Source organism: Methylophilus sp., assembly GCF_008015755.1.
Lineage (GTDB): Bacteria > Pseudomonadota > Gammaproteobacteria > Burkholderiales > Methylophilaceae > Methylophilus.
In genome coordinates, this window is sequence record NZ_SSGF01000029.1 from 1 (window position 1) to 25,469 (window position 25,469).

At 50.3% G+C, this 25,469-nt stretch carries 31 protein-coding genes; 22 read left to right on the forward strand and 9 right to left on the reverse strand.

The features are described from left to right. The 16 genes from ndhC to E6Q52_RS10810 all read left to right on the forward strand — a co-directional run. A partial coding sequence (ndhC, locus tag E6Q52_RS10735) for an NADH-quinone oxidoreductase subunit A (protein ID WP_292821877.1) occupies positions 1–260 on the forward strand: 260 nt, incomplete at its 5' end. Between the two features lie 6 nt (positions 261–266). Beyond that, positions 267–746 carry an NADH-quinone oxidoreductase subunit B family protein gene (locus E6Q52_RS10740; protein ID WP_018985714.1) on the forward strand — a complete coding sequence of 160 codons (480 nt, stop codon included), beginning with the start codon at positions 267–269 and terminating at the stop codon, positions 744–746. Between the two features lie 45 nt (positions 747–791). After that, positions 792–1,388, forward strand: a complete 597-nt coding sequence (locus E6Q52_RS10745) for an NADH-quinone oxidoreductase subunit C (protein WP_292821880.1) — start codon at positions 792–794, stop codon at positions 1,386–1,388. Next, positions 1,381–2,634 (forward strand): NADH-quinone oxidoreductase subunit D, encoded by a 1,254-nt coding sequence (locus E6Q52_RS10750; protein WP_019881814.1) that lies wholly within the window; start codon positions 1,381–1,383, stop codon positions 2,632–2,634. The genes E6Q52_RS10745 and E6Q52_RS10750 overlap by 8 nt, the downstream gene beginning before the upstream one ends. A gap of 57 nt (positions 2,635–2,691) precedes the next feature. After that, a complete protein-coding gene (nuoE, locus tag E6Q52_RS10755; RefSeq protein ID WP_292821883.1) occupies positions 2,692–3,171 on the forward strand; it encodes an NADH-quinone oxidoreductase subunit NuoE in 480 nt (159 codons plus the stop codon). A 9-nt stretch (positions 3,172–3,180) separates the two neighbouring features. Beyond that, entirely contained in the window at positions 3,181–4,515 is a 1,335-nt protein-coding gene (gene nuoF, locus E6Q52_RS10760; RefSeq protein ID WP_292821885.1) for an NADH-quinone oxidoreductase subunit NuoF, read from the forward strand. Positions 4,516–4,541: 26 nt separating this feature from the next. After that, positions 4,542–6,974, forward strand: a complete 2,433-nt coding sequence (gene nuoG / locus E6Q52_RS10765; RefSeq protein ID WP_292821887.1) for an NADH-quinone oxidoreductase subunit NuoG — start codon at positions 4,542–4,544, stop codon at positions 6,972–6,974. A 1-nt stretch (position 6,975) separates the two neighbouring features. Continuing rightward, positions 6,976–8,004, forward strand: coding sequence for an NADH-quinone oxidoreductase subunit NuoH (gene nuoH / locus E6Q52_RS10770; protein ID WP_292821889.1), 1,029 nt, complete (start codon positions 6,976–6,978; stop codon positions 8,002–8,004). 39 nt (positions 8,005–8,043) lie between these two features. Then, positions 8,044–8,535 carry an NADH-quinone oxidoreductase subunit NuoI gene (nuoI, locus tag E6Q52_RS10775; RefSeq protein ID WP_194740851.1) on the forward strand — a complete coding sequence of 164 codons (492 nt, stop codon included), beginning with the start codon at positions 8,044–8,046 and terminating at the stop codon, positions 8,533–8,535. Positions 8,536–8,553: 18 nt separating this feature from the next. Beyond that, positions 8,554–9,180, forward strand: coding sequence for an NADH-quinone oxidoreductase subunit J (locus E6Q52_RS10780; protein WP_292821892.1), 627 nt, complete (start codon positions 8,554–8,556; stop codon positions 9,178–9,180). 2 nt (positions 9,181–9,182) lie between these two features. Further along, positions 9,183–9,488: an NADH-quinone oxidoreductase subunit NuoK gene (nuoK, locus tag E6Q52_RS10785; protein ID WP_019881823.1), complete on the forward strand. Its 306-nt coding sequence runs from the start codon at positions 9,183–9,185 to the stop codon at positions 9,486–9,488. A gap of 5 nt (positions 9,489–9,493) precedes the next feature. Then, positions 9,494–11,581: an NADH-quinone oxidoreductase subunit L gene (gene nuoL, locus E6Q52_RS10790; RefSeq protein WP_292821894.1), complete on the forward strand. Its 2,088-nt coding sequence runs from the start codon at positions 9,494–9,496 to the stop codon at positions 11,579–11,581. Continuing rightward, on the forward strand, positions 11,581–13,089 hold the full coding sequence (locus E6Q52_RS10795) for an NADH-quinone oxidoreductase subunit M (protein WP_292821896.1): 1,509 nt from the start codon (positions 11,581–11,583) through the stop codon (positions 13,087–13,089). Before nuoL ends, E6Q52_RS10795 begins: the two co-directional genes overlap by 1 nt. Before the next feature lie 16 nt (positions 13,090–13,105). Continuing rightward, positions 13,106–14,551: an NADH-quinone oxidoreductase subunit NuoN gene (gene nuoN, locus E6Q52_RS10800; RefSeq protein WP_292821898.1), complete on the forward strand. Its 1,446-nt coding sequence runs from the start codon at positions 13,106–13,108 to the stop codon at positions 14,549–14,551. A 6-nt stretch (positions 14,552–14,557) separates the two neighbouring features. Next, on the forward strand, positions 14,558–14,839 hold the full coding sequence (locus E6Q52_RS10805) for a DUF2818 family protein (protein ID WP_292821900.1): 282 nt from the start codon (positions 14,558–14,560) through the stop codon (positions 14,837–14,839). Between the two features lie 109 nt (positions 14,840–14,948). Beyond that, complete coding sequence (locus tag E6Q52_RS10810) at positions 14,949–15,482, forward strand: phosphatase PAP2 family protein (RefSeq protein ID WP_292821902.1); 534 nt, start codon at positions 14,949–14,951, stop codon at positions 15,480–15,482. A gap of 91 nt (positions 15,483–15,573) precedes the next feature. On the opposite strand, the gene E6Q52_RS10815 is transcribed toward E6Q52_RS10810, so the two are convergent. Then, on the reverse strand, positions 15,574–15,828 hold the full coding sequence (locus E6Q52_RS10815) for a DUF2798 domain-containing protein (protein WP_292821904.1): 255 nt from the start codon (positions 15,826–15,828) through the stop codon (positions 15,574–15,576). A 117-nt stretch (positions 15,829–15,945) separates the two neighbouring features. Here E6Q52_RS10815 and E6Q52_RS10820 point away from each other — a divergent pair, with 117 nt between their 5' ends. From E6Q52_RS10820 to infA, 3 genes are all read left to right on the forward strand, one after another. Continuing rightward, positions 15,946–16,869, forward strand: a complete 924-nt coding sequence (locus tag E6Q52_RS10820; protein WP_292821906.1) for a LysR family transcriptional regulator — start codon at positions 15,946–15,948, stop codon at positions 16,867–16,869. A 249-nt stretch (positions 16,870–17,118) separates the two neighbouring features. Beyond that, positions 17,119–17,325 (forward strand): cold-shock protein, encoded by a 207-nt coding sequence (locus E6Q52_RS10825; protein WP_018985697.1) that lies wholly within the window; start codon positions 17,119–17,121, stop codon positions 17,323–17,325. 87 nt (positions 17,326–17,412) lie between these two features. Further along, on the forward strand, positions 17,413–17,649 hold the full coding sequence (infA, locus tag E6Q52_RS10830; RefSeq protein WP_029148556.1) for a translation initiation factor IF-1: 237 nt from the start codon (positions 17,413–17,415) through the stop codon (positions 17,647–17,649). A gap of 10 nt (positions 17,650–17,659) precedes the next feature. Here infA and E6Q52_RS10835 read toward each other — a convergent pair whose 3' ends face one another. The 6 genes from E6Q52_RS10835 to E6Q52_RS10860 all read right to left on the reverse strand — a co-directional run bounded on the left by E6Q52_RS10835 (position 17,660) and on the right by E6Q52_RS10860 (position 21,115). Continuing rightward, positions 17,660–18,136: an arsenate reductase ArsC gene (locus E6Q52_RS10835; protein WP_292821909.1), complete on the reverse strand. Its 477-nt coding sequence runs from the start codon at positions 18,134–18,136 to the stop codon at positions 17,660–17,662. Position 18,137: 1 nt separating this feature from the next. Further along, positions 18,138–19,196 carry an ACR3 family arsenite efflux transporter gene (arsB, locus tag E6Q52_RS10840; protein ID WP_292821911.1) on the reverse strand — a complete coding sequence of 353 codons (1,059 nt, stop codon included), beginning with the start codon at positions 19,194–19,196 and terminating at the stop codon, positions 18,138–18,140. Next, positions 19,171–19,656, reverse strand: coding sequence for an ArsI/CadI family heavy metal resistance metalloenzyme (locus E6Q52_RS10845; protein WP_292821913.1), 486 nt, complete (start codon positions 19,654–19,656; stop codon positions 19,171–19,173). Before E6Q52_RS10845 ends, arsB begins: the two co-directional genes overlap by 26 nt. Before the next feature lie 5 nt (positions 19,657–19,661). Further along, on the reverse strand, positions 19,662–19,991 hold the full coding sequence (locus tag E6Q52_RS10850; protein WP_292821916.1) for a helix-turn-helix transcriptional regulator: 330 nt from the start codon (positions 19,989–19,991) through the stop codon (positions 19,662–19,664). A gap of 138 nt (positions 19,992–20,129) precedes the next feature. After that, positions 20,130–20,378, reverse strand: coding sequence for a DUF2798 domain-containing protein (locus tag E6Q52_RS10855; RefSeq protein WP_292821918.1), 249 nt, complete (start codon positions 20,376–20,378; stop codon positions 20,130–20,132). Next, positions 20,372–21,115, reverse strand: coding sequence for an SDR family oxidoreductase (locus E6Q52_RS10860; RefSeq protein ID WP_292821920.1), 744 nt, complete (start codon positions 21,113–21,115; stop codon positions 20,372–20,374). Before E6Q52_RS10860 ends, E6Q52_RS10855 begins: the two co-directional genes overlap by 7 nt. A gap of 135 nt (positions 21,116–21,250) precedes the next feature. Between E6Q52_RS10860 and E6Q52_RS10865 the strand changes: the two genes are divergently transcribed. Further along, a complete protein-coding gene (locus E6Q52_RS10865; protein ID WP_292821922.1) occupies positions 21,251–21,883 on the forward strand; it encodes a TetR/AcrR family transcriptional regulator in 633 nt (210 codons plus the stop codon). Between the two features lie 44 nt (positions 21,884–21,927). Here the strand turns inward: E6Q52_RS10865 and E6Q52_RS10870 are convergent, their stop codons facing one another. Then, positions 21,928–22,482, reverse strand: a complete 555-nt coding sequence (locus tag E6Q52_RS10870; RefSeq protein ID WP_292821924.1) for a TetR/AcrR family transcriptional regulator — start codon at positions 22,480–22,482, stop codon at positions 21,928–21,930. Between the two features lie 59 nt (positions 22,483–22,541). Continuing rightward, entirely contained in the window at positions 22,542–23,249 is a 708-nt protein-coding gene (locus tag E6Q52_RS10875; protein ID WP_292821926.1) for a hypothetical protein, read from the reverse strand. Positions 23,250–23,497: 248 nt separating this feature from the next. Here E6Q52_RS10875 and E6Q52_RS10880 point away from each other — a divergent pair, with 248 nt between their 5' ends. Together E6Q52_RS10880 and E6Q52_RS10885 are read left to right on the forward strand one after the other, a co-directional pair. Next, positions 23,498–24,544 carry a MoxR family ATPase gene (locus tag E6Q52_RS10880; protein WP_292821927.1) on the forward strand — a complete coding sequence of 349 codons (1,047 nt, stop codon included), beginning with the start codon at positions 23,498–23,500 and terminating at the stop codon, positions 24,542–24,544. After that, complete coding sequence (locus tag E6Q52_RS10885) at positions 24,541–25,401, forward strand: DUF58 domain-containing protein (RefSeq protein WP_292821929.1); 861 nt, start codon at positions 24,541–24,543, stop codon at positions 25,399–25,401. The genes E6Q52_RS10880 and E6Q52_RS10885 overlap by 4 nt, the downstream gene beginning before the upstream one ends. Positions 25,402–25,469: the final 68 nt, after the last annotated feature.

Sequence of the window (25,469 nt, forward strand, 5' to 3'; positions counted from 1 at the left end):
AACCTGATGCGGAAAAAAACTCTCCTTATGAGTGCGGCTTTGAGGCGTTTGAAGATGCCCGCATGAAATTCGATGTGCGCTACTATCTGGTCGCCATTTTGTTTATTCTATTTGATCTGGAAATTGCATTTCTTTTCCCGTGGGCGGTGGTGATTCAAGAGATTGGGTCTGCTGGCTTCTGGGCGATGATGGTCTTTTTGTTTGTATTGGTGGTCGGCTTCATCTTTGAATGGATGAAGGGCGCCCTTGAATGGGATTAATGCAAAATGAGCATTGAAGGCGTATTGGAAAAAGGGTTTGTCACGACCACGCTAGACACGGTGATTAACTACACGCGGACCGGCTCTTTATGGCCGATGACATTTGGTCTGGCCTGCTGTGCGGTAGAAATGATGCATGCCGGTGCCTCGCGTTACGATCTGGACCGCTTTGGGATTGTGTTTCGCCCGAGTCCGCGTCAGTCTGACGTCATGATTGTGGCGGGCACGCTTGTGAATAAAATGGCACCGGCCTTACGCAAGGTGTACGACCAGATGGCTGAGCCGCGCTGGGTGATTTCTATGGGTAGCTGTGCCAATGGCGGCGGCTATTATCACTATTCTTATGCGGTGGTGCGCGGCTGTGACCGCATTGTGCCGGTGGATGTCTACGTGCCTGGATGCCCGCCAACGGCTGAGGCTTTGTTGTACGGCATTATCCAGTTGCAAAAGAAAATCAAGCGCACCAACACCATCGCTAGAACCTGATTCCAGATCAAAAAACGCAAATACTTAAGCCCAAGAAATTAAACTATGTCCGCAAAACTCGAACATTTGTCCGCGCAGCTCAAGTTGGCCTTGGGTGATGGAGTAATCAGGCTGGAGCAGAAGCTGGGTGAGATCACTGTAGAAGTGCATGTGAAACACCTGTTAGCAGTGGCTGAAAGACTTAAAACGCATGCTGAGCTTAAATTTGAACAGCTGATTGACTTGTGTGGTGTGGATTATTCTGAGTATGGCGATGGCCGCTGGGAGGGTCAGCGCTATGCTGTGGTATTGCACTTATTATCGGTGAGCCTGAATCAGCGTGTACGTATCCGCGCCTTTGCCGCTGACGATGATTTTCCGGTGTTCCCGACCCTGGTCGATATCTGGCCGGTGGCTAACTGGTTTGAGCGCGAAGCGTTTGACCTGTATGGCATCATGTTTGAAAACCACCCAGATTTACGTCGCTTGCTGACAGACTATGGTTTTGTTGGCCATCCCTTCCGCAAAGATTTCCCCATGATTGGTAATGTTGAAATGCGTTATGACCCAGTGCAGCAGCGCGTGATTTATCAGCCTGTGTCTATCGAGCAGCGCAATAATGTGCCGCGCGTGATTCGTGATGAAGGGGCGCATCATGGCTGAAATTAAAAACTACACCATGAACTTTGGCCCGCAGCATCCTGCGGCGCACGGGGTATTGCGTTTGGTGCTGGAGCTGGACGGAGAAGTGATTCAACGTGCTGACCCGCATATTGGCTTGTTGCATCGCGGCACAGAAAAGCTGGCCGAAAACCGTACTTATTTGCAAAGTGTGCCGTATATGGACCGCCTGGACTATGTGTCCATGATGGCCAACGAGCATGCCTATGTGATGGCGATTGAAAAAATGCTGGGCATAGACGTGCCGGTGCGTGCGCAGTATATCCGCGTCATGTTCGACGAAATTACCCGTATCCTCAACCACTTGCTGTGGTTGGGTGCGCATGCGTTGGACGTGGGCGCCATGACGGTATTCCTGTATGCATTCCGCGAGCGTGAAGACTTGTTTGACGTCTATGAAGCGGTGTCTGGCGCGCGTATGCATGCGGCATATTACCGTCCTGGCGGTGTCTATCGTGACTTGCCGGAGAAAATGCCGCAGCACGAAACCACCAAATTCCGTAGCGCTGACGAAATCAAAAAACTCAATGAGAACCGTCAAGGTTCCATGCTGGACTTCATTGAAGACTTTACCAAGCGTTTTCCAACCTACGTTGATGAATACGAAACACTGTTGACGGATAACCGTATCTGGAAACAGCGTACGGTGGGCATTGGTGTGGTCACGCCTGAGCGTGCATTGGCGCTGGGCTTGACGGGCGCCATGCTGCGCGGCTCCGGCATTGCCTGGGATTTACGCAAGAAACAGCCGTATGAAGTCTATGACAAAATGGACTTTGATATCCCGATTGGTGTGAACGGCGACTGTTATGACCGTTACCTGGTGCGCGTGGAAGAAATGCGCCAGTCCAATCGCATTATCAAGCAATGTATAGACTGGCTGCGCAAAAATCCTGGCGCGGTGATCACTGATGATAACAAGATTGCGCCGCCTAACCGCGAAGGCATGAAAACCAATATGGAAGACTTGATTCACCACTTTAAGTTATTTACCGAAGGCTTTCATGTGCCTGCAGGTGAGGCTTATGCAGCGGTGGAACATCCAAAAGGCGAATTCGGCATTTATATGGTGTCAGATGGTGCCAACAAGCCATATCGTTTGAAAATCCGTGCGCCAGGCTTTCCGCATTTGGCCGCATTGGACGAAATGACACGTGGTCATATGATTGCTGATTTGGTGGCGATTATTGGGACACAGGATATTGTGTTCGGCGAGATTGATAGATAAGCCGAACGTATCAACGGAACGAAGAGATAGCACGGATCGAAAAGACAAGGTACAAGCATGCTCAGTGCAGAATCCATTGAAAAGATTGAATACGAACTGTCCAAATATCCAAAAGACAGACGTCAGGCGGCCGTGATGTCGGCCTTGCGCATTGTTCAAATGGAACGCGGTTGGTTGTCTAAGGAAAGTATTTCTGAAGTCGCCAAGTATTTGCGCATTCCGGAAATTGCGGCGCTGGAAGTCGCGACATTCTACAATATGTATGACCTTGAGCCAGTGGGTCAGCACAAGATCACGATTTGCACCAATATCTCTTGCATGCTGCGGGGCTCGGACGAAATCGTAGAACACTTGCAGCATAAGCTCGGCGTCGGTTTTAACGAAGTGACACCAGACGGTAAATTCTGCCTCAAAGAAGGTGAGTGTATGGGCTGTTGTGGTGGTGCGCCGTTGCTGCACGTGAATAACAGTGAAATGCACGAATTTTTGACTACTGAAAAAGTGGATGCCCTCATTAACGCGTTGAACAAGGGCTAGGAAACTGACATGGCAAAGACTTCAAACGCACCCTTAAACAATTCTCCTGTGGTCAAGACCGACTTGGCTGGCCAGACGCTGGTCACCTTGCGTACGCTCACAGAGGACAATCCTGCTTCATTGGCAACTTATGAAAAACTGGGCGGCTATGTGCAGCTCAAGCGTCTGGTCGCCGAGAAAGTCAAAGCGCCTGAGATTATCAGCCAGGTCAAAGTCTCTAATCTACGTGGTCGTGGTGGTGCCGGTTTCCCGACAGGCCTTAAGTGGAGCTTTATGCCACGTTATTACGATGGCACCAAATATCTGGTCTGTAATACCGATGAAGGCGAACCAGGCACCTTTAAAGACCGTGACATCATTCGCTATAACCCGCACCAGCTGATTGAGGGCATGGCGATTGCGGCTTACACCTTAGGTGCACGCGTAGGCTACAACTATATCCACGGTGAAATCTGGCAGGATTACGAGATTTTTGAAGCGGCGCTGGCAGAAGCACGCGAGGCGGGCTATCTCGGTGAAAACCTGTTCGGATCAGAATTTAGTTTTGATTTGTATGCCGTACATGGTTATGGCGCTTATATCTGTGGTGAAGAAACCGCGCTGATTGAGTCAATTGAAGGCAAAAAAGGTCAGCCACGCTTCAAGCCGCCGTTCCCGGCCAGTTATGGCGTGTTTGGCAAGCCAACCAACGTCAATAACACTGAAAGCTATGCGTCTATCCCGTGGATTATGCAGCATGGCGGCCAAGCGTTTGCTGACCTCGGTGTACCTAACTCTGGCGGTAGCAAATTGTTCTCGGTGTCTGGCCATGTGGAAAAGCCGGGCAACTATGAAATCAAAATGGGCACGCCTTTTAAAGACTTGCTGGAAATGGCAGGCGGTATCTGGAAAGGCCGCAAGTTAAAGGCCGTGATTCCAGGCGGCCCGTCCACTGCGGTGATGCCAGCCAGCGCCATTGAAAATGCCACCATGGATTATGATGGCTTGAGCAAAGCGGGCTCCAGTTTGGGCGCGGGTTCCATGATTGTCATGGACGAAACCACCTGCATGGTCAAAACCCTTAAACGCCTGAGTTACTTCTTTTACGAAGAAAGCTGTGGCCAATGTACACCATGCCGTGAAGGCACAGGCTGGGTCTACCGCATTATTGAGCGCATCGTAGACGGCAAAGGCAAGATGGAAGACCTGGACCTGTTGACAGATTTAAGCAACAACATTTCTGGGCGCACCATTTGTGCGCTGGGCGATGCGGCAGCGACGCCGGTGCTCAGCTTTATCAAGCATTTCCGCCCAGAATTTGAATACTATATCCAGCATGGCAAGTCCATGGTCGATGGTAAATAAACGCTATCAAGCTTAACGGTAATCACATGCTAAACATTGAAATTGACGGCAAACCACTAGAAGTCGAACACGGCAGCACCATCATTGATGCTGCGGACGCGGCAGGCATTGCCATCCCACGTTTTTGTTATCACAAAAAACTGTCCGTGGCGGCTAACTGCCGCATGTGTCTGGTGCAGGTGGAAAAATTCAACAAGCCATTGCCCGCCTGTGCGACGCCGGTGGCCGATGGCATGAAGATTTATACCCGTAGTAAGTCTGCCGTTGAAGCGCAGCAAAGCGTGATGGAATTTTTGCTGATTAACCATCCGCTGGATTGCCCGATTTGCGACCAGGGCGGTGAGTGTGATTTGCAGGATATTGCCGTGGCTTATGGCGCCTCCGGCTCGCGTTATACCGAAGAAAAACGTGTGGTGTTTAATAAAAATATCGGCCCGTTGGTAAGCACCGATATGACACGTTGTATTCAATGTACACGCTGCGTACGCTTCCTTAAAGAGGTGGGCGGCATGCAGGAGCTAGGCTTGGTAAACCGTGGCGAGCACGCTGAAATTACCGCCTACGTTGACCAATCTGTGAACTCCGAGCTGAGCGGCAATATTATTGATTTGTGCCCAGTGGGCGCATTGACCAGCAAGCCGTTCCGTTATTCTGCCCGTAGCTGGGAGCTGGTACGCAGGCCTTCGATTGCGCCGCATGATGGCCTGGGTTCGCACATTGAAGTACACGTCAAAGACAATAAAGTCATGCGTGTGTTACCACGCGAAAAAGAATCTATTAACGAGTGCTGGTTGTCTGACCGCGACCGTTTCTCTTATGAAGGCCTCAATAGCCCTGACCGTTTGAAAGTGCCTATGATCAAGCACAACGGCCAATGGCAGGAAACCGACTGGAAAACGGCGCTAGAGTTTGCCGCCGGCCAATTAAAAGACATTACCAAAGAGCACGGTGGCGAAGCCCTGGGTGTCCTGGTTTCCCCAAACAGCACCATGGAAGAAGGCTATCTGGTTAAGCAGCTGGCTGAAAGCCTCGGCAGCGGCAATGTGGATTATCGTCTGCGCCAGACTGACTTCCGCCTGGATGGTAAACGTACTGGCACACCATGGATGGGTTGCAATATCCAGGAAATCGAAGAGCTGGATCGTATCTTGTTGATCGGTTCCAACCTGCGCAATGAACATCCATTGCTGGCGCAGCGTATCCGCAAGGCGGTAGCGAATGGCGCGGAGTTATGTATCGTCAGCCCGCTCGATAACGACCCCTTGATGGATATCGCGCATAAGGTCATTGTGCGTCCAAACGATATGGTCAACGTGTTGGGGCAGGTGTTAAAAGCCATGTCTGGCTTGCAAAAACTGTCGCTGTGCTTGCCGCCAACGCTGAACAAGTTGTTGGAAGAAATTCAGGTACGTCCAAACACGCAGAAAATTGCCGAATGCCTGGCCGGTATCAGTGATGAAGTGATCCTGATTGCGCCTAAGGTCGGTATTTTCTTGGGTAATATGGCCTTGAGCGATCCCCGTTTTACCGAGATGTACAGCATGGCCGAAGCCATCGGCGGTATTACTGGTGCCAAAGGCGGTATCTTGCCGCCAGCGGCTAACAGTACCGGCATGCACCTGATGGGCGTGATGCCTTCAGCGACTGGCATGCATGCGCGCGCCATGCTTGAGGTGCCTCGCAAGGCCTACCTGTTGTTGAATATTGAGCCTGAGCTCGATTGTCAGCATGCGGCCCTGGCGAGTGAAGCCATGGCGAAAGCTGAATGCGTGATTGCCCTCACGGCTTACAAATCTGCTGCGCTCGAAAACGCAGATATTTTGTTACCGATTGCACCGTTCACTGAAACCTCTGGCACATTTATGAGCATGGAAGGCCGTGTACAAAGCTTCCAGGCCGTGACGCGTCCGCTGGGCGAATGTCGTCCAGGCTGGAAGGTGCTGCGTGTGTTAGCCAATACTCTGGGCTTGACTGGCTTTGATTACAACAGCTCAGAAGAAGTGAAAAACGCTATCTTTAATGGTGAGAAACCTTCTGCCGTGGTGTGGCGTAGTCTGAACAACAACCTGAAAGAGTTGGTTGAAATTCAGGTCAACATCAAGAAAGAGGGCTTGCAACGGATTGGTGAAGTGCCGCAATACGAATCTGACCCTATCGTGCGTCGTTCGGCCCCATTACAAAAAACCAAATACAACGTGCGCCCGATGGCACGTATGCGTGCTGAGCAGTTGGCTGAACTGGGCTTGCAAGATGGCGATATCGTCGTTGCGCGTCAGGACAAAGGCAGCGCAGTGCTTAAAGTGCGCGTGGATAACCATGTGGCCAAAGGCTGCGTGCGTGTCGCGGCAGCGCATCCTTTGACCGCGGGTCTGGGTGACCTCATGGGCGACATCACCATTGCTAAAGCCACGGCCGACCAAGTGGCGATTTACGAAAAACAACTGACCGAGATGGCATAACATGCAATTCTTCGCTGAATTATTTGGGTCCTACTGGGCAGATGTGCAACTGGTGGTGTGGACGCTGATCAAGATTGTGGCCATCGTGCTGCCACTGATGATAGGCGTGGCTTACCTGACCCTCGCAGAGCGCAAAGTGATTGGGTTTATGCAGGTGCGTATCGGCCCTAACCGTGTGGGTTATTTTGGTCTATTGCAACCATTGGCGGATGGTTTAAAGCTGTTATTTAAAGAAATTATCCTGCCTACCGCTTCTAACAAGGCATTGTTTTTTATTGGCCCCGTGCTGGCGATTGCACCTGCGTTTGCGGCCTGGGCGGTGATCCCGTTTGATGCCACCTTGGTGCTGGCAAACGTCGATGCTGGTTTGTTGTATATTTTGGCGATGACCTCAGTGGCGGTGTATGGCGTGATTATTGCCGGTTGGGCGTCTAACTCCAAGTATGCCTTTTTGGGCGCGTTGCGTTCAGCGGCGCAAATCGTTTCTTACGAAATCGCCATGGGTTTCACCCTGGTAGGCGTACTCATGTGTGCCAACTCGCTCAACCTGGGCACCATAGTCATGGGGCAAGAGGGCGGTTTCTGGCACTGGTATTTCCTGCCGTTATTCCCGTTGTTTGTGGTGTATTTCATCAGTGCCGTGGCTGAAACCAACCGTGCGCCATTTGACGTCGCCGAAGGTGAATCGGAGATTGTGGCAGGTTTTCACGTAGAGTATTCCGGCATGGCATTCGCAGTATTCTTCTTGGCGGAATACGCCAACATGATGCTGGTTTCCATGCTGGCAGCATTAATGTTCCTTGGTGGCTGGTTATCCCCCGTGCCTTTCTTGCCAGACAGTATTTTGTGGTTGCTGGCAAAAGTGGCTTTCTTATTGTTCCTGTTTCTGTGGTTCCGCGCGACCTTTCCGCGCTACCGCTATGACCAGATCATGCGTCTGGGCTGGAAAGTATTTATTCCCATCACGCTGGTCTGGATCGTGGTGGTGGGGGCGATGATGCAAACGCAATGGGCTTATTTGTTCCACTAAACCGGGCGCTGCACAAACAGGGATTTTGGAAACCTTACCATGTTGAATTCGATTAAAAATACATTAGGCAGTTTGATGTTAGTGGAAATGCTCAAAGGCATGGCCCTGACCGGACGCTATTTCTTTGCCAAAAAGATTACGATTCAGTATCCAGAAGAGCGGACACCGCAATCGAATCGTTTTCGCGGGTTGCACGCTTTGCGTCGCTACCCGAATGGCGAAGAGCGTTGCATTGCCTGCAAACTGTGCGAAGCCGTTTGCCCGGCGATGGCGATTACCATTGAGTCTGACCAGCGTGAAGATGGCACCCGCCGTACCACACGTTACGACATTGATCTGACCAAGTGTATTTTTTGCGGCTTTTGTGAAGAGTCTTGCCCGGTGGACAGCATTGTCGAAACCCGCATTTTTGACTACCACGGCGAGCAGCGGGGTGACTTGCTTTATACCAAGCAAATGCTACTGGAAGTAGGTGACAAGTACGAGGCGCAGATTGCAGAAGATCGCGCCCAGGACAAGGTCTATCGATAAGGTCACACAGGAATAATCATGTTATTTACCGACATTGTTTTTTACGTACTGTCAGCCATTTTGCTGTTCTCGGGCATCCGTGTGATCACCACACGCAACCCGGTGCATGCGGCACTGTTCCTGGTGTTGGCGTTTTTTACGGCGGCTGGCATCTGGCTGCTGCTAGAGGCCGAGTTTTTAGCCATTGCCCTGATTCTGGTCTATGTTGGTGCGGTGATGGTGCTGTTCCTGTTTGTGGTGATGATGCTGGATATTAACCTTGATAAATTGCGCGAGGGCTTCTGGGAATACCTGCCGATGGCGGGCCTGATCGGCGTTTTGATGGTTGTCGAAATGACCATGGTGCTGGCCGAGAAAAACCTGCATCCAAGTGAGGCGGTAGAACTGCCCGCCAATTACAGCAATACCGCCGCATTGGGTAAAGTGTTGTATACCGACTATTTGCTACCATTTGAATTGGCGGCTGTCGTGTTGCTAGTGGCGATGATCGCCGCGATTGTGCTCACGCTGCGCGAACGTAAAGACAATAAGTCCATGAACCCGGCCGATCAGGTCAAAGTGAAACGCAGTGATCGTTTGCGTATTGTGTCCATGCCTGCCGAAGTAGAAGAAGCCCCGGCAGCGGCGGCAGAGGAGAAAAAATAATGATGGTCGGTTTGTCGCATTATCTGATTCTGGGGGCGCTGATGTTTGCTATTAGCGTGATTGGTATTTTCCTCAACCGCAAAAACGTGATTATTTTGCTGATGGCGATTGAGTTAATGTTGCTGGCCGTAAACCTCAACTTCATCGCTTTTTCGCATTACCTGAACGACATCGCTGGTCAGGTGTTCGTATTTTTTATCCTGACGGTAGCTGCCGCCGAATCCGCGATTGGTCTGGCGATTTTGGTCGTGCTGTTCCGTAATCTGCGCACCATCAATGTCGATGATCTGGATCAGTTAAAAGGTTAAGTGTGATGACAATAAAACAAATCCTGATATTGATTCCGTTGCTGCCACTCATCGCAGCCGCCATCGTCGGTGTTTTCCGTAATTATCTGCCACGTTGGGCTGGCCATGTTATCACGATTGCTGGCGTGGGGGCAGCGTTTGTGTTGTCCGCCTGTATTTTTAACCAGACCTTAAACGGGTTTACGTTAAATGAAGCGGTGTACACCTGGCTGGAGTCTGGTGATGTGCATTTTGAAGTCGGTTTTCTCATCGACAATCTGAGCGCGATGATGATGGTTGTGGTGACTTTTGTCTCGCTCATGGTGCATATTTACACCATCGGTTATATGGCGGAAGACCCAGGCTATAGCCGATTCTTTAGTTATATTTCATTGTTTACGTTCTCTATGCTGATGCTGGTCATGAGCAACAACTTTATGCAGTTGTTCTTTGGCTGGGAAGCAGTAGGCCTGGTGTCTTACCTGCTGATTGGTTTCTGGTTTACGCGCCCCACGGCCATTTACGCTAACCTAAAAGCCTTTTTGGTCAACCGCGTAGGCGATTTTGGCTTTTTACTCGGCATCGGCATGGTGCTTTATTATTTTGGCAGCCTTGATTACGCCACTGTATTTCAACATGCACCAGCGCTGGCGAACACACAAGTTAACCTGCTGGGTAGCTGCAACTGGTCATTGATGACCGTGACTTGTCTATTGCTGTTTGTGGGCGCCATGGGTAAATCTGCACAAGTCCCTTTGCACGTCTGGTTGCCAGATTCCATGGAAGGCCCTACACCGATTTCAGCCTTGATTCACGCGGCGACCATGGTCACGGCCGGTATCTTTATGGTGGCCCGTATGTCGCCATTATATGAATTGTCGACCACTGCTTTGTCCACGGTGATGGTCATCGGTGCGATTACCGCGCTGTTTATGGGTTTCCTAGGCATTATCCAGAACGATATCAAACGCGTGGTGGCTTACTCCACTTTGTCGCAACTGGGCTATATGACGGTTGCGTTGGGTGCGTCTGCTTACTCGGTGGCGATTTTTCACCTGATGACACACGCCTTCTTTAAAGCCTTGCTCTTCCTTGGCGCGGGCTCAGTCATTATGGGCATGCATCACGATCAGGATATCCGCAATATGGGTAACCTGAAAAAATATATGCCTGTGACCTGGATCACGTCGCTGATTGGCTCTCTGGCCTTGATCGGCACGCCGTTCTTTGCTGGCTTCTACTCCAAAGACAGTATTATCGAAGCGGTTGAGTTGTCGCATATTCCTGGTAGCGGCTTTGCTTACTTTGCTGTCATCGTTGGTGTCTTTGTCACCGCGTTCTATTCTTTCCGATTGTATTTCCTGGTCTTTCACGGTGAAGAGAAGTGGCGTCATGCCAAGCATGATGACCATGGACATGCGGCCCATAGCAATGATCATGCAGAGGCACACCATGACGATGCGCATCATGATGACGACCACGCGCACGATGAAGAACATCACCATGGCTTGGGGCCAAATGATCATCCGCACGAGCCAGGCTGGGTGGTCACTCTGCCACTGGTGTTGCTGGCGATTCCGTCCCTGGTCATTGGCTATATTGCACTCGAACCCATGCTGTATGGCGACTTCTTCAAAAATGTGATTTTTGTGAATCCTGAGGCGCATCCGGCCATGGAGCACTTGGCGCATCATTACCACGAGTTTATGCATAGCCCGGCTGGCATGGCGATTCATGGTTTTACCAGCCTGCCATTCTTTTTGGCGGCTTCCGGTGTATTGCTGTCATGGTTCTTCTACATGAAGCGCCCGGATATCCCGGCTGCGATCAAAGCGCGTTGTCAGCTGATCTACAATATCTTGGAAAAAAAATACGGCTTTGACAGCTTTAATGAAAAATTCTTTGCCGGTGGTTCGCGTTACTTGGGCAGCCTGTTGTGGAAATATGGCGACATTACGTTGATTGATGGCGCCATGGTGAATGGCACTGCCAACACCATGGGCAAAATTGCTGCAAAAGTGCGCAATCTGCAATCCGGTTTAATTTATCACTACGCCTTCGCCATGATTATCGGCGTATTCCTTCTTATGACTTTCTTTATCAAAATAAACTAATGATGCAAGCCGACCTCACAAGTATTTCCTGGTTAAGTCTGGCCGTCTGGCTGCCGGTGTTGTCTGGCGTGCTGGTCTTGCTGCTCGGCGGCGACCACAACGACACATTGACACGCTGGCTGGCATTGGCTGGTAGCCTGGTCAGCTTTTTGGTGACGCTGCCGTTGTACACCTTGTTTGATGTACAGGATGGTTTCTTCCAGTTTGAAGAGCTGTTGCCCTGGGTACCCGCGTTTAATATGCATTATCACCTGGGGGTGGATGGCTTCTCGATGCCGTTGGTGTTGCTGACCAGCTTTACCACCGTGATTGTAGTGCTGGCGGGTTGGGAAGTGATTACCAAGCATATTGCCCAGTATATGGCGGCCTTCCTAATTATGAGCGGCATCATGATCGGCGTGTTTACTGCGCTGGATGCCATTCTCTACTATGTATTCTGGGAGGCGATGCTGATCCCGATGTTCCTGGTGATTGGTATCTGGGGCGGACCGAACCGCGTTTACGCCACCATTAAGTTTTTCCTGTATACCTTGCTCGGCTCATTGCTGATGCTGGTGGCGTTTATCTACCTCTACCATCAAACCGGTAGCTTTGAACTGGCTGACTACTACCTGTTGCCACTGAGCATGCAGGCGCAGATTTATATCTTTATTGCCTTCTTTATGGCGTTTGCGGTGAAAATTCCAATGTGGCCGGTGCATACCTGGTTGCCGGATGCCCACGTGGAAGCGCCAACCGGTGGTTCTGTGGTGCTGGCGGCGATTGCACTCAAGCTCGGCGGCTACAGCTTCCTGCGTTTTGCCATGCCGATTGCGCCAGATGCGGCACATTATTTCAGTACGGCCATGGTCGTGTTGTCATTGATCGCCGTGGTCTATATCGCGCTGGTTGCTCTGGTGCAAAAAGACATGAAGAAGCTGATCGCTTATTCATCCATCTCACATATGGGCTTTGTCACACTGGGTTTCTTTATGTTTAGCCAGTTGGCCCTTGAGGGCGCCGTGGTGCAGATGATCTCCCACGGCTTTATTTCTTCTGCCATGTTCCTGAGCGTAGGTGTGCTGTATGACCGCGTGCATAGCCGTGAAATCTCGGCTTATGGTGGCGTGGTCACCAAAATGCCGGTGTTCGCTGCTTTTGCGGTGTTGTTTGCCATGGCTAACAGCGGCTTGCCAGGCACTTCGGGTTTCGTTGGCGAATTCATGGTGATTCTGGCGGCGGTCAAATTTAATTTCTGGGTCGCTTTCTTCGCTGCCACCACCCTGATTTTTGGTGCGGCTTACACCTTGTGGATGACCAAACGCGTATTCTTCGGCAATGTGACTACTCATCATGTGGCTGAGCTCAGTGATCTCAATAAACGTGAGTTCCTGATTCTTGGGATACTGGCGCTGCTGGTGATTGGTTTTGGGGTGTATCCGCAACCGCTGACTGAGGTGATGCAGGCCACCAGTACTGAGTTCCTGAAACACATGGCGATCTCTAAATTGCCAGTTACCGGCTATTAAGGCAGGATGTTAGAAAATGGATAATATGCAATTCGATTTGCTCGCCCTGTTGCCGGAACTGGTGGTCATGGGTATGGCTATGTTTATTTTGTTGCTGGATTTGTTCATCCTGCCGCAGAATCGTTTCATGATTTATGGCTTGAGCCAGTTCACTCTGTTTGCCGCCGCCTTTTTTACCTTTAAAACGCATACGCCTGCGGTTGGCTTTGCGTTCTCACATATGTTTATTGACGATACCTTGTCAGATATCATTAAATTGATGATGTATCTCGGCACCTCGTTGATTCTGGTGTATACGCGCAAATACCTGCAAGACCGTAACCTGTATCGTGGTGAGTTTTATGCCATGGTGTTGTTTGGCTTGCTGGGCATGATGATCATGGTGTCCGGTCATAACCTGCTCACCATTTACATCGGCCTTGAGCTGTTGTCGTTGTGCTTGTACTCCTTGGTGGCGTTTGACCGCGATAATCCTAAAGCATCAGAAGCGGCCATGAAGTATTTTGTCTTGGGCGCGCTGGCCTCAGGTATGTTGCTGTATGGCATGAGCATGCTGTACGGCATGACGGGTAGCTTGGATGTGAGCGATATTGCCAATAGCATTGCACAACAACCCAAAAGTCCGGTGTTGATTTTGGGACTGGTGTTTTTAGTGGCTGGGTTAGCGTTTAAATTTGGTGCGGTGCCATTCCAGATGTGGGTGCCGGATGTGTATCAAGGCTCACCAACGCCGATGACTTTGCTGATTGGCTCAGTGCCCAAACTCGCCGCTTATGCCATGACGGTCCGCTTGCTGGTGCAAGGCTTGCACCCGCTAGCGATGGACTGGCAGGACATGCTGATGCTGATGGCAGTGTTGTCTATTATCATCGGTAATTTCAGCGCCATTGTGCAAACCAACCTCAAGCGCATGTTGGCTTACTCCACCATTTCGCATGTCGGTTTCATTATGTTCGGCATGATGAGCGCGAATGCTAATGGTTTTGCCTCCAGCTTCTTTTATATCAGTACCTATGTGCTGATGTCGATTGCTGGCTTTGGTATTATTTTGCTGTTGAGTCGCCAGGGCTTCGAGGCTGAAGAAATCAATGACCTCAAAGGTCTCAATCAGCGCCATCCATGGTTTGCTTTCCTTATGCTGATCATTATGTTCAGCATGGCAGGCATTCCGCCGACAGTTGGTTTTTATGCCAAGTTTACCGTGCTACAAGCGGCCTGGCAGGCTGGCTTTACCTGGCAAGTGGTGCTCGCCGTATTAATGGCCACCATCGGTGCGTTTTACTACCTCAATATCGTGCGCAAGATGTACTTTGATGCGCCTGAGGATCATACGCCACTGACGGCCCCGGTTGATATGCGCTTTATTCTCAGTGTGCATTCGCTGGCATTGCTGGGGCTAGGTTTGTTCCCCGAAGTGCTGCTTGGCGTCTGTGGCCACAGTTTGTTAATCAGTCTGCAATAATTCTCTATGGCCGCAAAACTTATTTTTTTATTGCTGATGCTGTTTATGGCCAACCTGGGTTGGGTATCCGATAAATGGCTAGGCCTGGCGGGCACGATCAGCCAGTTGTGGCAGCGCTTTGTCGTGCTGGTGCCGGCTTATTTCATCACGCTGGTGATTGCCTATCTGGTTGAGCGTTTTGTCATGGGCCAGGTGTGGCCACAAGGCTGGGAGTTCTACAGCGTGACGCTGTGCGTGTTTCTGGTGTTATCTTTCCCAGGCTTTGTTTATCGCGTGTTATGGAAATAATCGCGCGTCATATTAATTTCATGAATTCTTCACGATAGTTTCAAGCATCGCAGTCAGACTACGCTTACCCAAGAAGCATGGTCGGGGTGAGCCCCGGAAAGGACTTGAGATGCTGAAACTACACCAAACACTCGGATGGGCGCAGTCGGTAGACAGCCGGTTGTGTGTCAAAGTCAGTCATACCGGGCAATATCGTCTCATTCGCAATCTGTTTCGTGCCATTTCGCGCATGGGCGATGGCATGTTCTGGTACCTTCTGATGCTGGTGATTGCTGTGACTCAAGGCCAGCACGGGCTTTATGTTTGCCTGCATATGCTCACTGTTGGGTTAACGGGTACGCTGGTTTACAAATGGCTCAAACACCGCACCAGCCGCCCCAGACCGTTTCAAGTGCGTCAGGATGTGTTGCTCAGCGGCACACCACTCGATTACTTTAGTTTCCCTTCTGGTCACACCTTGCACGCCGTTGCTTTTGGCATGGTGGCCGTGCAGCATTATCCGCAATTGTTTCCTATCGTGTATCCGTTTGTGGTGTTGGTAGGGGTCTCGCGCGTCGTGCTCGGTTTACATTACCCGAGTGACGTACTGGCCGGGGCTGGCGTTGGTTACTTGCTGGTGATGCTATATTCACCATTGTTCTAACCTAGGTAGTTGTATGCAATAAAAAACGGATGCGCGTGCATCCGTTTTTTTATGATTGCCAGCCTGCATAACATGAGCAGGCCGGGTGACATTAAGCTGGATCAACTAATTGTTGTACCAGGTACATCACGATAGGCCTGACGATGAGCACACAGATAAAGGCGATTGGCATGGCCAGTGCATAGGCATGCAAGACGCGGAATAGATAGCCAGCCTGTAGGCCGCTATTGGCTGCCACAATCACCATGGACATTAAAAATGCCATGATGCCCGCCATCAGAAATGCAAATACATAGGGCGTGAATTTATTGGGAATCCGGCGAAAACTGTTTTTTGTGCGATTCATTATCTGCTCCAGGTTGTTGCTGACACTATAGGCAGATTATTGCGATAGCAGTAGTCACTTGAATATTGAATCACTATAAAGATAAACTATCGAATATGTTTAATAAGTCGATAGTTTATGGATACCTTAAGAAGCATAGAAAGTTTTGTGAAAGCGGTGCAGGCGGGCAGTATTGCCGCAGGTGCGCGCTTGCAGGGCATCACGGCTGCGGCCGCTAGCCAGAATATCCAGCGCCTTGAAAAGTCATTAGGCGCCCGTCTGTTGGTGCGCACGACGCGCAAGCTATCGATGACAGAAAGTGGTGCGCTTTATTATGCTGAGGTGCAGCCGGTGATAGCGACGCTCGCCAGGGCGCAGTCTGTGATCACCGAGTTTCATGGCCAGCCACAGGGCCGGTTGCGCATAGGTTCATCGGTTGCTTTTGGCCGCCATGTGTTAATGCCATTGATCCCGGCTTTTACGCGGCAGTTTCCCAAACTCTCTATCGAGTTGGTACTGTCTGACCATAGCCTAGACCATGTCACAGAAGAGATTGATATCAGCATCCGCTTCAAACAGCAACTCGAACCTGGCCTAGTTGCCAGGCGCATTGCCTCAGTGCCGGTGCTGTTTTGCGCATCGCCTGACTATCTGCAAAGAAAAGGCACACCAAGCCAGCCTGAGCAATTGGCTGAGCATGATTGCCTGATGTTCCGTGTGCCGGTAGATGGCCGCTTGCTGGCTTGGGCATTTGAGCGCAATGGCGTGCACTATGTGCCTGAGATAAGTCCGAGCATGATCTGTAATGATATTGATTCTTTGCATCGTTTGGCGTTGGAAGGCGCAGGGATTGTGCGGCTGGCTGCCTTTGTTGCGAATGCTGATATTCAACAGGGGGCTTTAGTGGCGCTATTTCAACCTTCAACGGATCAACCTGACGGCCAGTCAGTGGCGAGCTTGCCGTTAGAGTTTTATGCTTGTTTTCGTGATCAGCATGCCATGACCAACAAGGTGAGGGCGTTTATGGACTACCTGGTGGCCGCAGTACCAACGGCATGGTGAAACCGCTATTTTAGAGACGATTGCCTTTTTTTGTCGCATATCAGCCACTGGTGGCGATAATTGTGCCCAAATTTACAAAATACTTGTTGCTAATATTTAATATTGCGTGCATAGTTCATCCTCACGAAGTTCAAGTAGTGTTGTTGTTCTCCGGTTCTATCTTTTGGTTCTATCGTTACTTCTCGCCATCTTGATCCTCGTTTTTATGGGTATTAACCCGTTCTATTATTTTTTATCCAAGGATTTATTATGGTTACAGGTTCAGTGAAGTGGTTTAACGATTCAAAAGGTTTTGGTTTCATCACTCCAGATAACGGCGGCGAAGATTTGTTCGCACACTTTTCTGCAATTCAATCTGCAGGTTTCAAAACTTTGAAAGAAAACCAACGCGTGAGCTTTGAAGTAGCAACTGGCCCTAAAGGCAAACAAGCTGCAAATATTCAAATCATTGAATAATTAAAAGCCTGTCCGCATGGCTGCTTAGGCAGCCTACCGGAAAAAGCCCGGTTTTCCGGGCTTTTTTATTGTTAAAGGATGTTTTTAATGGCAAAAGAAGAGTTAATTGAAATGCAAGGCGCAGTGACTGAAATCCTGCCCGACGCTCGCTATCGCGTAAAGCTGGATAATGGTCATACATTAATTGCTTACACTGGTGGTAAAATGCGTAAGCACAAAATTCGCATTCTGGCCGGTGATAAAATCACCATCGAAATGTCACCTTATGACATGGACAAAGGCCGCATTATTTTCCGTCATTTAGAGCCGCGCAAGCCGTTCTAACCCCAGAATCTCAAGATTCACTCTGACCTATGGCTTGCAATCTAGTTTGCAAAGCCCTGCGGTCATTCAATATTGACGGATCCAACTGTAAAAATGCCTCTATACGGGCTCTGAGTAGGCGATAGGCCTGTTCAAAGCTGTCTTGTATCTGCACGTCACTGCCGGTGGCTTTGGCGGGGTCTTCAACGCCCCAGTGTGCGCGCATCACATCGCCTAGATAGGCTGGACAGGTTTCTCCTGCCGCATTGCTGCACACTGTAATCACAATGTCTGGCGTCATTGGCAGGTTGTCCCATGACTTACTGTAATAACCCTTTGTCGCAATTCCCTTGCTTTTCAATAAAGCAATTGAGCGCGGATGCACCTCCCCCGTTGGTTGGCTCCCTGCGCTCATGGCTTGCATGCCGGTTGGTGCCAGGTGATTAAAGGTCGCCTCAGCAATAATCGATCGGCAAGAGTTGCCAGTACATAAAAACAAGATGTTCATATTAAATGCTTTCATACCAATGTTTAGAGCGGTTGACGATGGCGACGATAGACAGCATCACGGGTACTTCAATCAATACGCCCACCACTGTTGCTAACGCAGCACCTGAGTTAAACCCAAACAATGCAATCGCAGTTGCCACCGCCAATTCAAAGAAGTTTGATGCACCGATTAAAGCTGATGGACCTGCTACGCAGTGTGCCACCTTGAATTTTTTGTTCAGCCAATAAGCCAGCATTGAGTTTAAGTAGACTTGAATGATGATAGGCACTGATAGCAGTAAGATCACCACTGGCTGATTCAGGATTTGCTGACCCTGAAATGCAAACAGCAGCACAAGCGTAATAAGTAGCGCACTAAGAGAGAGGGGTTGTAATGTTTTTAATGTGCGATGGAGTGATTGCGCACCATTTTGCAATAATACGTTTCTGAGTATCTGACTCATCATCACTGGCACAACAATAAATAACACGACTGAGATGAACAGGGTATTCCATGGCACGACTATGCTGGATAGCCCTAACAGCAAGGCAACAATGGGTGCAAATGCAAACAGCATGATGGTGTCATTAATGGCAACCTGCGATAGTGTGAATTTGGGATCACCATCGCAAAGATTACTCCACACGAATACCATGGCGGTACAAGGGGCTGCCGCTAATAAAATTAAACCAGCAATATAACTATCAATGTGTGCCACAGGTAATAAGTCAGCAAATAGATGACGAATAAATATCCACGCTAGCAGCGCCATAGACAATGGCTTAATCACCCAGTTGATAAAGAGAGTAACGCCTATGCCTTTGGCATGATTAAACACTTCGCCCATGGCGCTGAAGTCGATCTTCAAGAGCATGGGAATGATCATTAACCATATCAAGACAGCGACGGGTAAATTCACTTCAGCAATCTTGATTTCAGCTATTGCCTCAAACAGTTGCGGGGCAGCCTTGCCTAAGGTGATGCCTGCAACAATGCATGCAAACACCCACCAAGTGAGGTGTCGCTCAAAACGACTCATTTTGGGGGGGGAGTTAACAGCAGCTTGATTTGTTTTCATTGCTCGTCTTTTCAGTACGTTTTATCAATTGAATGGATTGTGTAGGGGCACAGCAAGCACCTTCAGGTGCTGTCTGCTCAGTCGCATTGTTGAACGTTGGCGCACTCTCAAGCGTGCGATAGGTTTCCCATGCAATTCCTGACGGGTCTTGTACCCAATGCTTGTCTGATTTTGCGTAGCAGCAAGTCGTGCCCGCTTGCGTCAACATATCCATATCCGCTTTTTCAAGTCTGCACTGAATCTCGCTTAATTCTTCATCGCTCTCAACCTGAATCCCAACATGGTCTAAACCCGCTTTCGCGCCGCGCTGGCTAATTGCAAAATTGACTCGTGGGTCTTCCATCATCCACTTGGCATAGTCATCTTTTACAACGGTAGGCACAGCGCCAAACAGCGTATTGTAAAAAGAAATACTTTTTGCCAGGTCATCGACTGAGACATGGAGATGAATACGTTTCATGATGTTTACTCCTTTGAGGATGCACAGATGACGTCTGGACAGCACGCTTGCTGTCCAGCGCAACAGTTTTCTGTTAAATAAGCCAGCAGGCTATTCATGCTTTGATAATTGGCTGAGTAATAAATAAACCGGCTTTCTTGTTGGGCGCTGATCATGCCGGCATGGCTTAGCGCTTTTAAGTGGAACGACAAGGTGCTGTTGGGGATCTGCAAGGTTTGCGAGATCGCGCCCGCAGATAAGCCTGCCGGTCCGGCTTGCACCAAACATCTGAAAATATCCAATCGGGCTTCCTGAGCAATCGCAGAAAGTAAAGTCACGGCTTGTTGATTGTTCATATGACTATATTTCCACAAATATGGAAATATATCAAGGCACGGTGCGCGTTTTGGATGTCGGCAGCGTGGTGGGAGGGATGAGTGGGCGAAAAGCGTTACCAAGGCAACGCTTTTTCTCATGCAACAGCGAGTAGGTGCCTAAGCAGGCTCTTTAACCAGCCATTCCGTCAATCGCAATAATGAGGGTGCAATCAGCAAAATGCTAATAAACACAATCGGCCAAGCGACGCTAATGCTGGTGAGCCATTTCTGAAAAAACACCACGGTTGGCACATGATTAATCAATAAAATCGACACGCTGACAATATTGACCGTGACCAAAGACATCAACAGCGCAAACACCAGTTTGCGCTTAAACGCTAAGCGCTTGTTGGCGCTGTTTACCATGGCAGAGGCTGGTCTTCATGAAAATAAGCACCGCTTGGGCCTTGCTCGTCCAGCGTCGCTAGCCTGACAGAGGTTTTCCAGCTGTCACTGATTTCCATAGGCGCATTGGCCCCACCTAACTCGGTTTTGACCCAGCCAGGATGGGCCGAGTTAACTTTAATATGAGTCTCTTTTAAGGCATGTGCCAGGTGGATGGTAAACATATTGAGTGCGGTTTTAGAGGCGTTGTAAGCAAGGCCTTTGGCAGCTTCAATCGGCGAGTCTGGTGCGCTATGCAGGGTTTGTGAGCCGAGGATGCTGGATAAGTTAACAATGCGTGCGGCAGGGGAGCGTTGCAGCAAGGGGATCAGTGCCTGTGTGAGCGCAACCACGGCAAAAAAGTTAGCTTCAAAGGTTGTTTTCAGAGTGTCTTGATCTACCGTTAAGGTGTTGTTTTGGCCGATCAGTTCTTCTTTAAGCATGCCTGCATTGTTGACCAAAATATCCAGTTTGCCGAAACGCGATTCTAAGGCTGCGGCGACCGCTTGTGGTGCGTTGGACTGCATAGCGTCATAGTGCAGATATTCTGCGTCTACTCCCAGGGCTTTCAGTGCATCCACGGCCTGCGCACCTTTGTGCGAATCTCTGGCACCGATAATGACCTTAATGCCTTGTTCGCCCAGTTTTTTGGCTGTTTCAAAGCCGATACCACGGTTGCCGCCTGTAATCAATGCAATGCGCTGTTGTGAAACACTCATGTTGAACTCCTAGTTAGTGATGCTTTAATTATTAAATACCAATCGGTAAACAAATACTAAATCATGGCTCATAAAGTTGTCAACATATTTTTTACCGAGTGGTATAATATTTTAAAAATCACACAGATGAATGAGATGACGATAGAAACACTTGCTAAAAAACGCGGCAGGCCTGTGGCTTTTGACTACGAGACTGCCTTAGAGAAGGCCATGCATGTCTTTTGGCAACATGGCTATGAAGGCGCTTCTATGAGCACCTTGATGTCGGCGATGAATATGAATAAAGCCAGCATTTACGCCGCCTATGGCAGCAAAGAGGCTTTGTTTAAAAAGGCGCTTGAGCGTTACGTGCAAGGCCCAGCGAGTTTTCTGGCAGCTTCATTGGCGCAGCCGACCGCCGTGGCCGTGGTGCAGTTAATGTTGTCGCAGGCGGCGCAGATGCTCGCGGATCAGTCGCATCCTGTCGGCTGCCTAGTGACGCAGGGGGCATTGGCATGTAGTGCCGAGTCAGCTGAAATCAAGACCTTACTAGGCGGGTATCGCCAGACGCTTGAAAGGCAACTGGCGCAGCGCTTTGCACGTGCGGTGAGCGAACAGGATTTAGTGGCGACAGCCGATCCGGTGATACTGGCCAAGCTGGTGATGACAGTGCATCAGGGCATGGCCGTGCAGGCGGCTAGCGGTGCAACACAGGCTGAGTTATTCAATGTGGCCACCATGGCCACGCAGTGCATTGCGCAAGTCTATACGCTAAAAGCATCGGCTTAAGTATCCACTGGCTGCTACCTAGACACGGGTAGCAGCCGGGGAGATTACACCGCGTTACGCACCAGCGTGATGGCCGCCAGTTTGGCGCGTGTGGCTGCGCCGCTGTTAGGGGCCAGGCGTTCAACTAAAGCTGCCCCTTCAAACAAAATGGTGAGCTGCTGACCAAGAGCCTCTGGGTCTTTGGCACCGGCGTGGCGGGCAATTTTGCATAAATAGCCTTGCAATTCAGCCGACAAGACCACGGAGTACTGGTTGATAGGATGCTCAGCTTCCGGGAATTCAACCGCCGCAATATGGAAAGGCAGGCCGCGGAACTCTGGCTGGCTGATCCATTGTTCCATTAGTTCGCATAGCAATAACAATAACTCAAGCGACTCGGTTTTTTTCGATGCAAGCTGCGTATTGAGCCAAGCATAAAATTTGTCTGACTTATCACGCAGATAGGCCGTAATCAGCTGGTTTTTGCTGGGGAAGTGTTTATACAGCGTGGCTTTGGCCACGCCTGCTTCCAGTATGATGGTGTCAACGCCCGAAGCCTGTATGCCTCTGCTATCAAACAGGCTGCTGGCGATATTCAGTATTTTTTCTCGCATGTTCATCACTTATCCTTTTAATCCCGACTTGCAGGGTTCCCGATCTTTCGCTTGCGCTTTCGCGTTTATTCTCTTGGTAAACGATCACGCCCTTGCGGCCGCATCAGTTCTTGCGGATACAGGCAACTGACGTATCCCAGTGCTTGCCGCAAGTGTTCTACCTGGTCAGCATCGACCCTACCTTCTGTCACAAACAAGATAAACGCTTGTCGTTGTCTTTCTGGCAGCATGGCGGCTTGCGGCAATTGGCAGCTGCCATTTTGCATTTTTTGGTAGGCCAGATTGAGCAAGCTCATTGTGACTGGATCCACCGTGCCGCCTGTGGCCTGATCTGCTGCAGTTTCCAGCGGTGACAAAGCTGCTTGTATCTGTTTTTGTTTGACTGGCGCGAACGCCATCCAAACCACGCATAAACTCACGAGGACGCCAAACGACAGTGAGCGATGAAACGCTGGCTGCGTCAATTGGCTGTGCACAGACTGGTCAAATAACTGCCAGGCCTGGCTGCTGCCGGTTTGCGATTGCACCTGTATCGCGCCCACCGCGAGAAAAAACCATTGGTCGAGCAGGGTGGGGGACAATGTCACCACCGATTGTTGCTGTGCGTTGTCTATCAACTGGCGAATGGTGGCAATGTCTTGGACATTGAGCACGTTGGTTGCGCCGCCTTGTGCAAGACGTTGCCTGTTCCACCCTGCCAGTTCATGACGCAGCTTATAAAAGGGTGCATGCTTGCCCCATTGCTTTAATCCAAGCGTCCACAAGCTATGCATGGCATAGGCCTTGCATGTGCGCCCGTATCGCTGTCTGGTCTGATTCACGATTGTTAATAAATTCACCATCACCCCTAAAAATCCGCTTGCTTTCTTTTCAATGGCTGCAGTAGACTAGAAAAAAGTGAACAGACCTGTCTGCATATTAGCGTGACTAAACGCAAATTGCAACCAGATGTCAGAACACTCCATTCCAGAGGCTACTTAGGCATCATAGCCCTGGCTGAATTTGTTAACAAGGGATACCCATGACATCTGTCTCCATTGCAACACAATTGGCGGATTGGCGCGATCATGCGCTCACGCTAGAAAATGAAGTAAAAAAAGTCGTTGTTGGCCAGGATAAAGCCATTCGCGCCATTAATATCGCTATTTTTGCGCGTGGCCATGTGCTGCTCGAAGGCGGTGTCGGCGTCGGTAAAACAACGTTGCTGCAATCGATTGCGCGCGGCCTCGGTGGTGCCTATGAGCGTATTGAAGGCACGGTGGATTTAATGCCTAACGACCTGATTTACCATACTTTTTTAGGGGAAGATGGTCGCCCGAAAGTCGAAGAGGGCCCGTTATTGCGCGCAGGCGAGCAACTCTCGGTATTTTTCTTTAATGAGATCAACCGTGCCCGCCCGCAAGTGCATGCGCTAATGTTGCGTGTGATGGCCGAGCGCCATGTCAATGCGTTTAAAAAAGAATACCGCTTGCCGCACATGCTGGTGTTTGCCGACCGTAACCAGGTTGAAAAAAACGAAACCTTTGAAATTCCATCCGCCGCCCGCGACCGCTTTATGATGGAAATCCCGATTGAGATTCCTGAAGACCGTGAATTGCGCAAAGCGTTGATGTTTGACGTGAAATTTCAACACGCCGAACGCTTGACCCAGCAAGTGCAGGGCGGCGTATTGGCTTACGACCAGCTCAATGCGTTCTCGGATGTATTACAAAGCCATATTCGCGCCAGTGATGTGCTGGAGGATTATGCGCTGGACTTGTGGCAAGCCACACAATCACCAGCGGCGTTTGGTATCCAGTTGGATAGCGTCGATGTGAATCGCCTGATTCATACCGGCGCGAGCCCGCGTGGCATGGGCATGTTACTCAAGGCGGCACGTGTACATGCCTGGCTGATGCAGCGCGACAGCCTGTATCCTGAGGATATTCATGCCGTGTTCCACGAGATTATCGCCCACCGCCTGGTGCTAAACCCGATGTTTGAAAGCCGCCGTACCCAGCTTTCTCGTGAGCTGACGAATCAGATTCTGGCCAGCGTCAGCGTCCCGGCACGGGCCAAGGCAGCATGATTCCGGCCTACGCACAGCCGTTTTTTTATCAGGTGCCGTGGCGCTCAGCCAGTGTGCATGCCGGTGAGCATTTAGGCATGCAGCGTGGGCCAGGCGATGAGTTCAGCAAGCATGTGTCATTGGTCGACTACCCGGATGCCAGGCGCGTGGACTTGCGGCAAACCTTGCGCGACCCTTATGAGCAGGTGCAGGTGCGCGTGTTTAAGCAAGAGGCCTCCAGCCCGCTGTACGCGATTTGTGATGTGTCCAGTTCCATGCAGTTTCAGGGGCAGACCAGCAAACTGGAGACCTTGCAAGCGGTGGCCGCGTCTATTGCGTGCTCGGCACATGAAAACAGCGACTTGTTCGGCATGGTGAGCTATGACCACGCGGTGATTCCGCACTTGAGCCAGTCGCCCGGGCATCATGCGCACCAGTCATTTGACACCATTGCTCAGCTGGCCGAGTTTCACAATACGCACAAAGATGGCCGCGGCATTATCGAGGCGACTGGCTGGCTAGGCCAGCAAAAAGGGCTGGTATTCTGGATTTCGGATTTTCATCTGCCATTGAGCCTGATTGAGCAGGCACTCAACGGTATGTCCAATCATCAGGTGATTCCCATCGTGTTATGGGATCCGCAAGAGTATGAGCGCTTGCCGCGGTTTGGGTTTGGCAATCTGCAAGATCCGGAAACCGGTCTGCAAAAAACCATTTTTTTCCGCCAGGCCATCCGCGCCCAGTTTGCCGAGCAGTTTGAGCAGCGCAAACAGGCGCTGGATCAGCTGTTTGCGCGCTTTGATATCCGTCCACTCTACGTGGCCGGGCAATTTGAAGCCGCGTTGCTGTCGGATTATTTTGAGCAACTTATTCATTAGAGTGCCATGGTGTCGATCACAAGGTGTTGAAGACCTGGTGTTGAAGGCATGAGCATGAAACAGAAAGT

What these genes read in the sequence shown, in the direction of transcription:
- nuoE (WP_292821883.1), top strand. Translation starts at nt 2,692, where the DNA reads ATGCTCAGTGCAGAATCCATTGAAAAGATTGAATACGAACTGTCCAAA.
- E6Q52_RS10795 (WP_292821896.1), top strand. Translation starts at nt 11,581, where the DNA reads ATGATGCAAGCCGACCTCACAAGTATTTCCTGGTTAAGTCTGGCCGTC.
- E6Q52_RS10885 (WP_292821929.1), top strand. Translation starts at nt 24,541, where the DNA reads ATGATTCCGGCCTACGCACAGCCGTTTTTTTATCAGGTGCCGTGGCGC.
- E6Q52_RS10745 (WP_292821880.1), top strand. Translation starts at nt 792, where the DNA reads ATGTCCGCAAAACTCGAACATTTGTCCGCGCAGCTCAAGTTGGCCTTG.
- E6Q52_RS10820 (WP_292821906.1), top strand. Translation starts at nt 15,946, where the DNA reads ATGGATACCTTAAGAAGCATAGAAAGTTTTGTGAAAGCGGTGCAGGCG.
- nuoL (WP_292821894.1), top strand. Translation starts at nt 9,494, where the DNA reads ATGACAATAAAACAAATCCTGATATTGATTCCGTTGCTGCCACTCATC.
- E6Q52_RS10780 (WP_292821892.1), top strand. Translation starts at nt 8,554, where the DNA reads ATGTTATTTACCGACATTGTTTTTTACGTACTGTCAGCCATTTTGCTG.
- nuoF (WP_292821885.1), top strand. Translation starts at nt 3,181, where the DNA reads ATGGCAAAGACTTCAAACGCACCCTTAAACAATTCTCCTGTGGTCAAG.
- E6Q52_RS10825 (WP_018985697.1), top strand. Translation starts at nt 17,119, where the DNA reads ATGGTTACAGGTTCAGTGAAGTGGTTTAACGATTCAAAAGGTTTTGGT.
- E6Q52_RS10805 (WP_292821900.1), top strand. Translation starts at nt 14,558, where the DNA reads ATGGCCGCAAAACTTATTTTTTTATTGCTGATGCTGTTTATGGCCAAC.
- arsB (WP_292821911.1), bottom strand. Translation starts at nt 19,196, where the DNA reads ATGAAAACAAATCAAGCTGCTGTTAACTCCCCCCCCAAAATGAGTCGT.
- E6Q52_RS10875 (WP_292821926.1), bottom strand. Translation starts at nt 23,249, where the DNA reads ATGCATAGCTTGTGGACGCTTGGATTAAAGCAATGGGGCAAGCATGCA.
- E6Q52_RS10870 (WP_292821924.1), bottom strand. Translation starts at nt 22,482, where the DNA reads ATGAACATGCGAGAAAAAATACTGAATATCGCCAGCAGCCTGTTTGAT.
- nuoN (WP_292821898.1), top strand. Translation starts at nt 13,106, where the DNA reads ATGGATAATATGCAATTCGATTTGCTCGCCCTGTTGCCGGAACTGGTG.
- E6Q52_RS10810 (WP_292821902.1), top strand. Translation starts at nt 14,949, where the DNA reads ATGCTGAAACTACACCAAACACTCGGATGGGCGCAGTCGGTAGACAGC.
- E6Q52_RS10850 (WP_292821916.1), bottom strand. Translation starts at nt 19,991, where the DNA reads ATGAACAATCAACAAGCCGTGACTTTACTTTCTGCGATTGCTCAGGAA.
- E6Q52_RS10855 (WP_292821918.1), bottom strand. Translation starts at nt 20,378, where the DNA reads ATGGTAAACAGCGCCAACAAGCGCTTAGCGTTTAAGCGCAAACTGGTG.
- infA (WP_029148556.1), top strand. Translation starts at nt 17,413, where the DNA reads ATGGCAAAAGAAGAGTTAATTGAAATGCAAGGCGCAGTGACTGAAATC.
- nuoI (WP_194740851.1), top strand. Translation starts at nt 8,044, where the DNA reads ATGTTGAATTCGATTAAAAATACATTAGGCAGTTTGATGTTAGTGGAA.
- E6Q52_RS10740 (WP_018985714.1), top strand. Translation starts at nt 267, where the DNA reads ATGAGCATTGAAGGCGTATTGGAAAAAGGGTTTGTCACGACCACGCTA.
- E6Q52_RS10845 (WP_292821913.1), bottom strand. Translation starts at nt 19,656, where the DNA reads ATGAAACGTATTCATCTCCATGTCTCAGTCGATGACCTGGCAAAAAGT.
- E6Q52_RS10860 (WP_292821920.1), bottom strand. Translation starts at nt 21,115, where the DNA reads ATGAGTGTTTCACAACAGCGCATTGCATTGATTACAGGCGGCAACCGT.
- E6Q52_RS10865 (WP_292821922.1), top strand. Translation starts at nt 21,251, where the DNA reads ATGACGATAGAAACACTTGCTAAAAAACGCGGCAGGCCTGTGGCTTTT.
- nuoH (WP_292821889.1), top strand. Translation starts at nt 6,976, where the DNA reads ATGCAATTCTTCGCTGAATTATTTGGGTCCTACTGGGCAGATGTGCAA.
- nuoG (WP_292821887.1), top strand. Translation starts at nt 4,542, where the DNA reads ATGCTAAACATTGAAATTGACGGCAAACCACTAGAAGTCGAACACGGC.
- E6Q52_RS10750 (WP_019881814.1), top strand. Translation starts at nt 1,381, where the DNA reads ATGGCTGAAATTAAAAACTACACCATGAACTTTGGCCCGCAGCATCCT.
- E6Q52_RS10880 (WP_292821927.1), top strand. Translation starts at nt 23,498, where the DNA reads ATGACATCTGTCTCCATTGCAACACAATTGGCGGATTGGCGCGATCAT.
- E6Q52_RS10815 (WP_292821904.1), bottom strand. Translation starts at nt 15,828, where the DNA reads ATGAATCGCACAAAAAACAGTTTTCGCCGGATTCCCAATAAATTCACG.
- nuoK (WP_019881823.1), top strand. Translation starts at nt 9,183, where the DNA reads ATGGTCGGTTTGTCGCATTATCTGATTCTGGGGGCGCTGATGTTTGCT.
- E6Q52_RS10835 (WP_292821909.1), bottom strand. Translation starts at nt 18,136, where the DNA reads ATGAACATCTTGTTTTTATGTACTGGCAACTCTTGCCGATCGATTATT.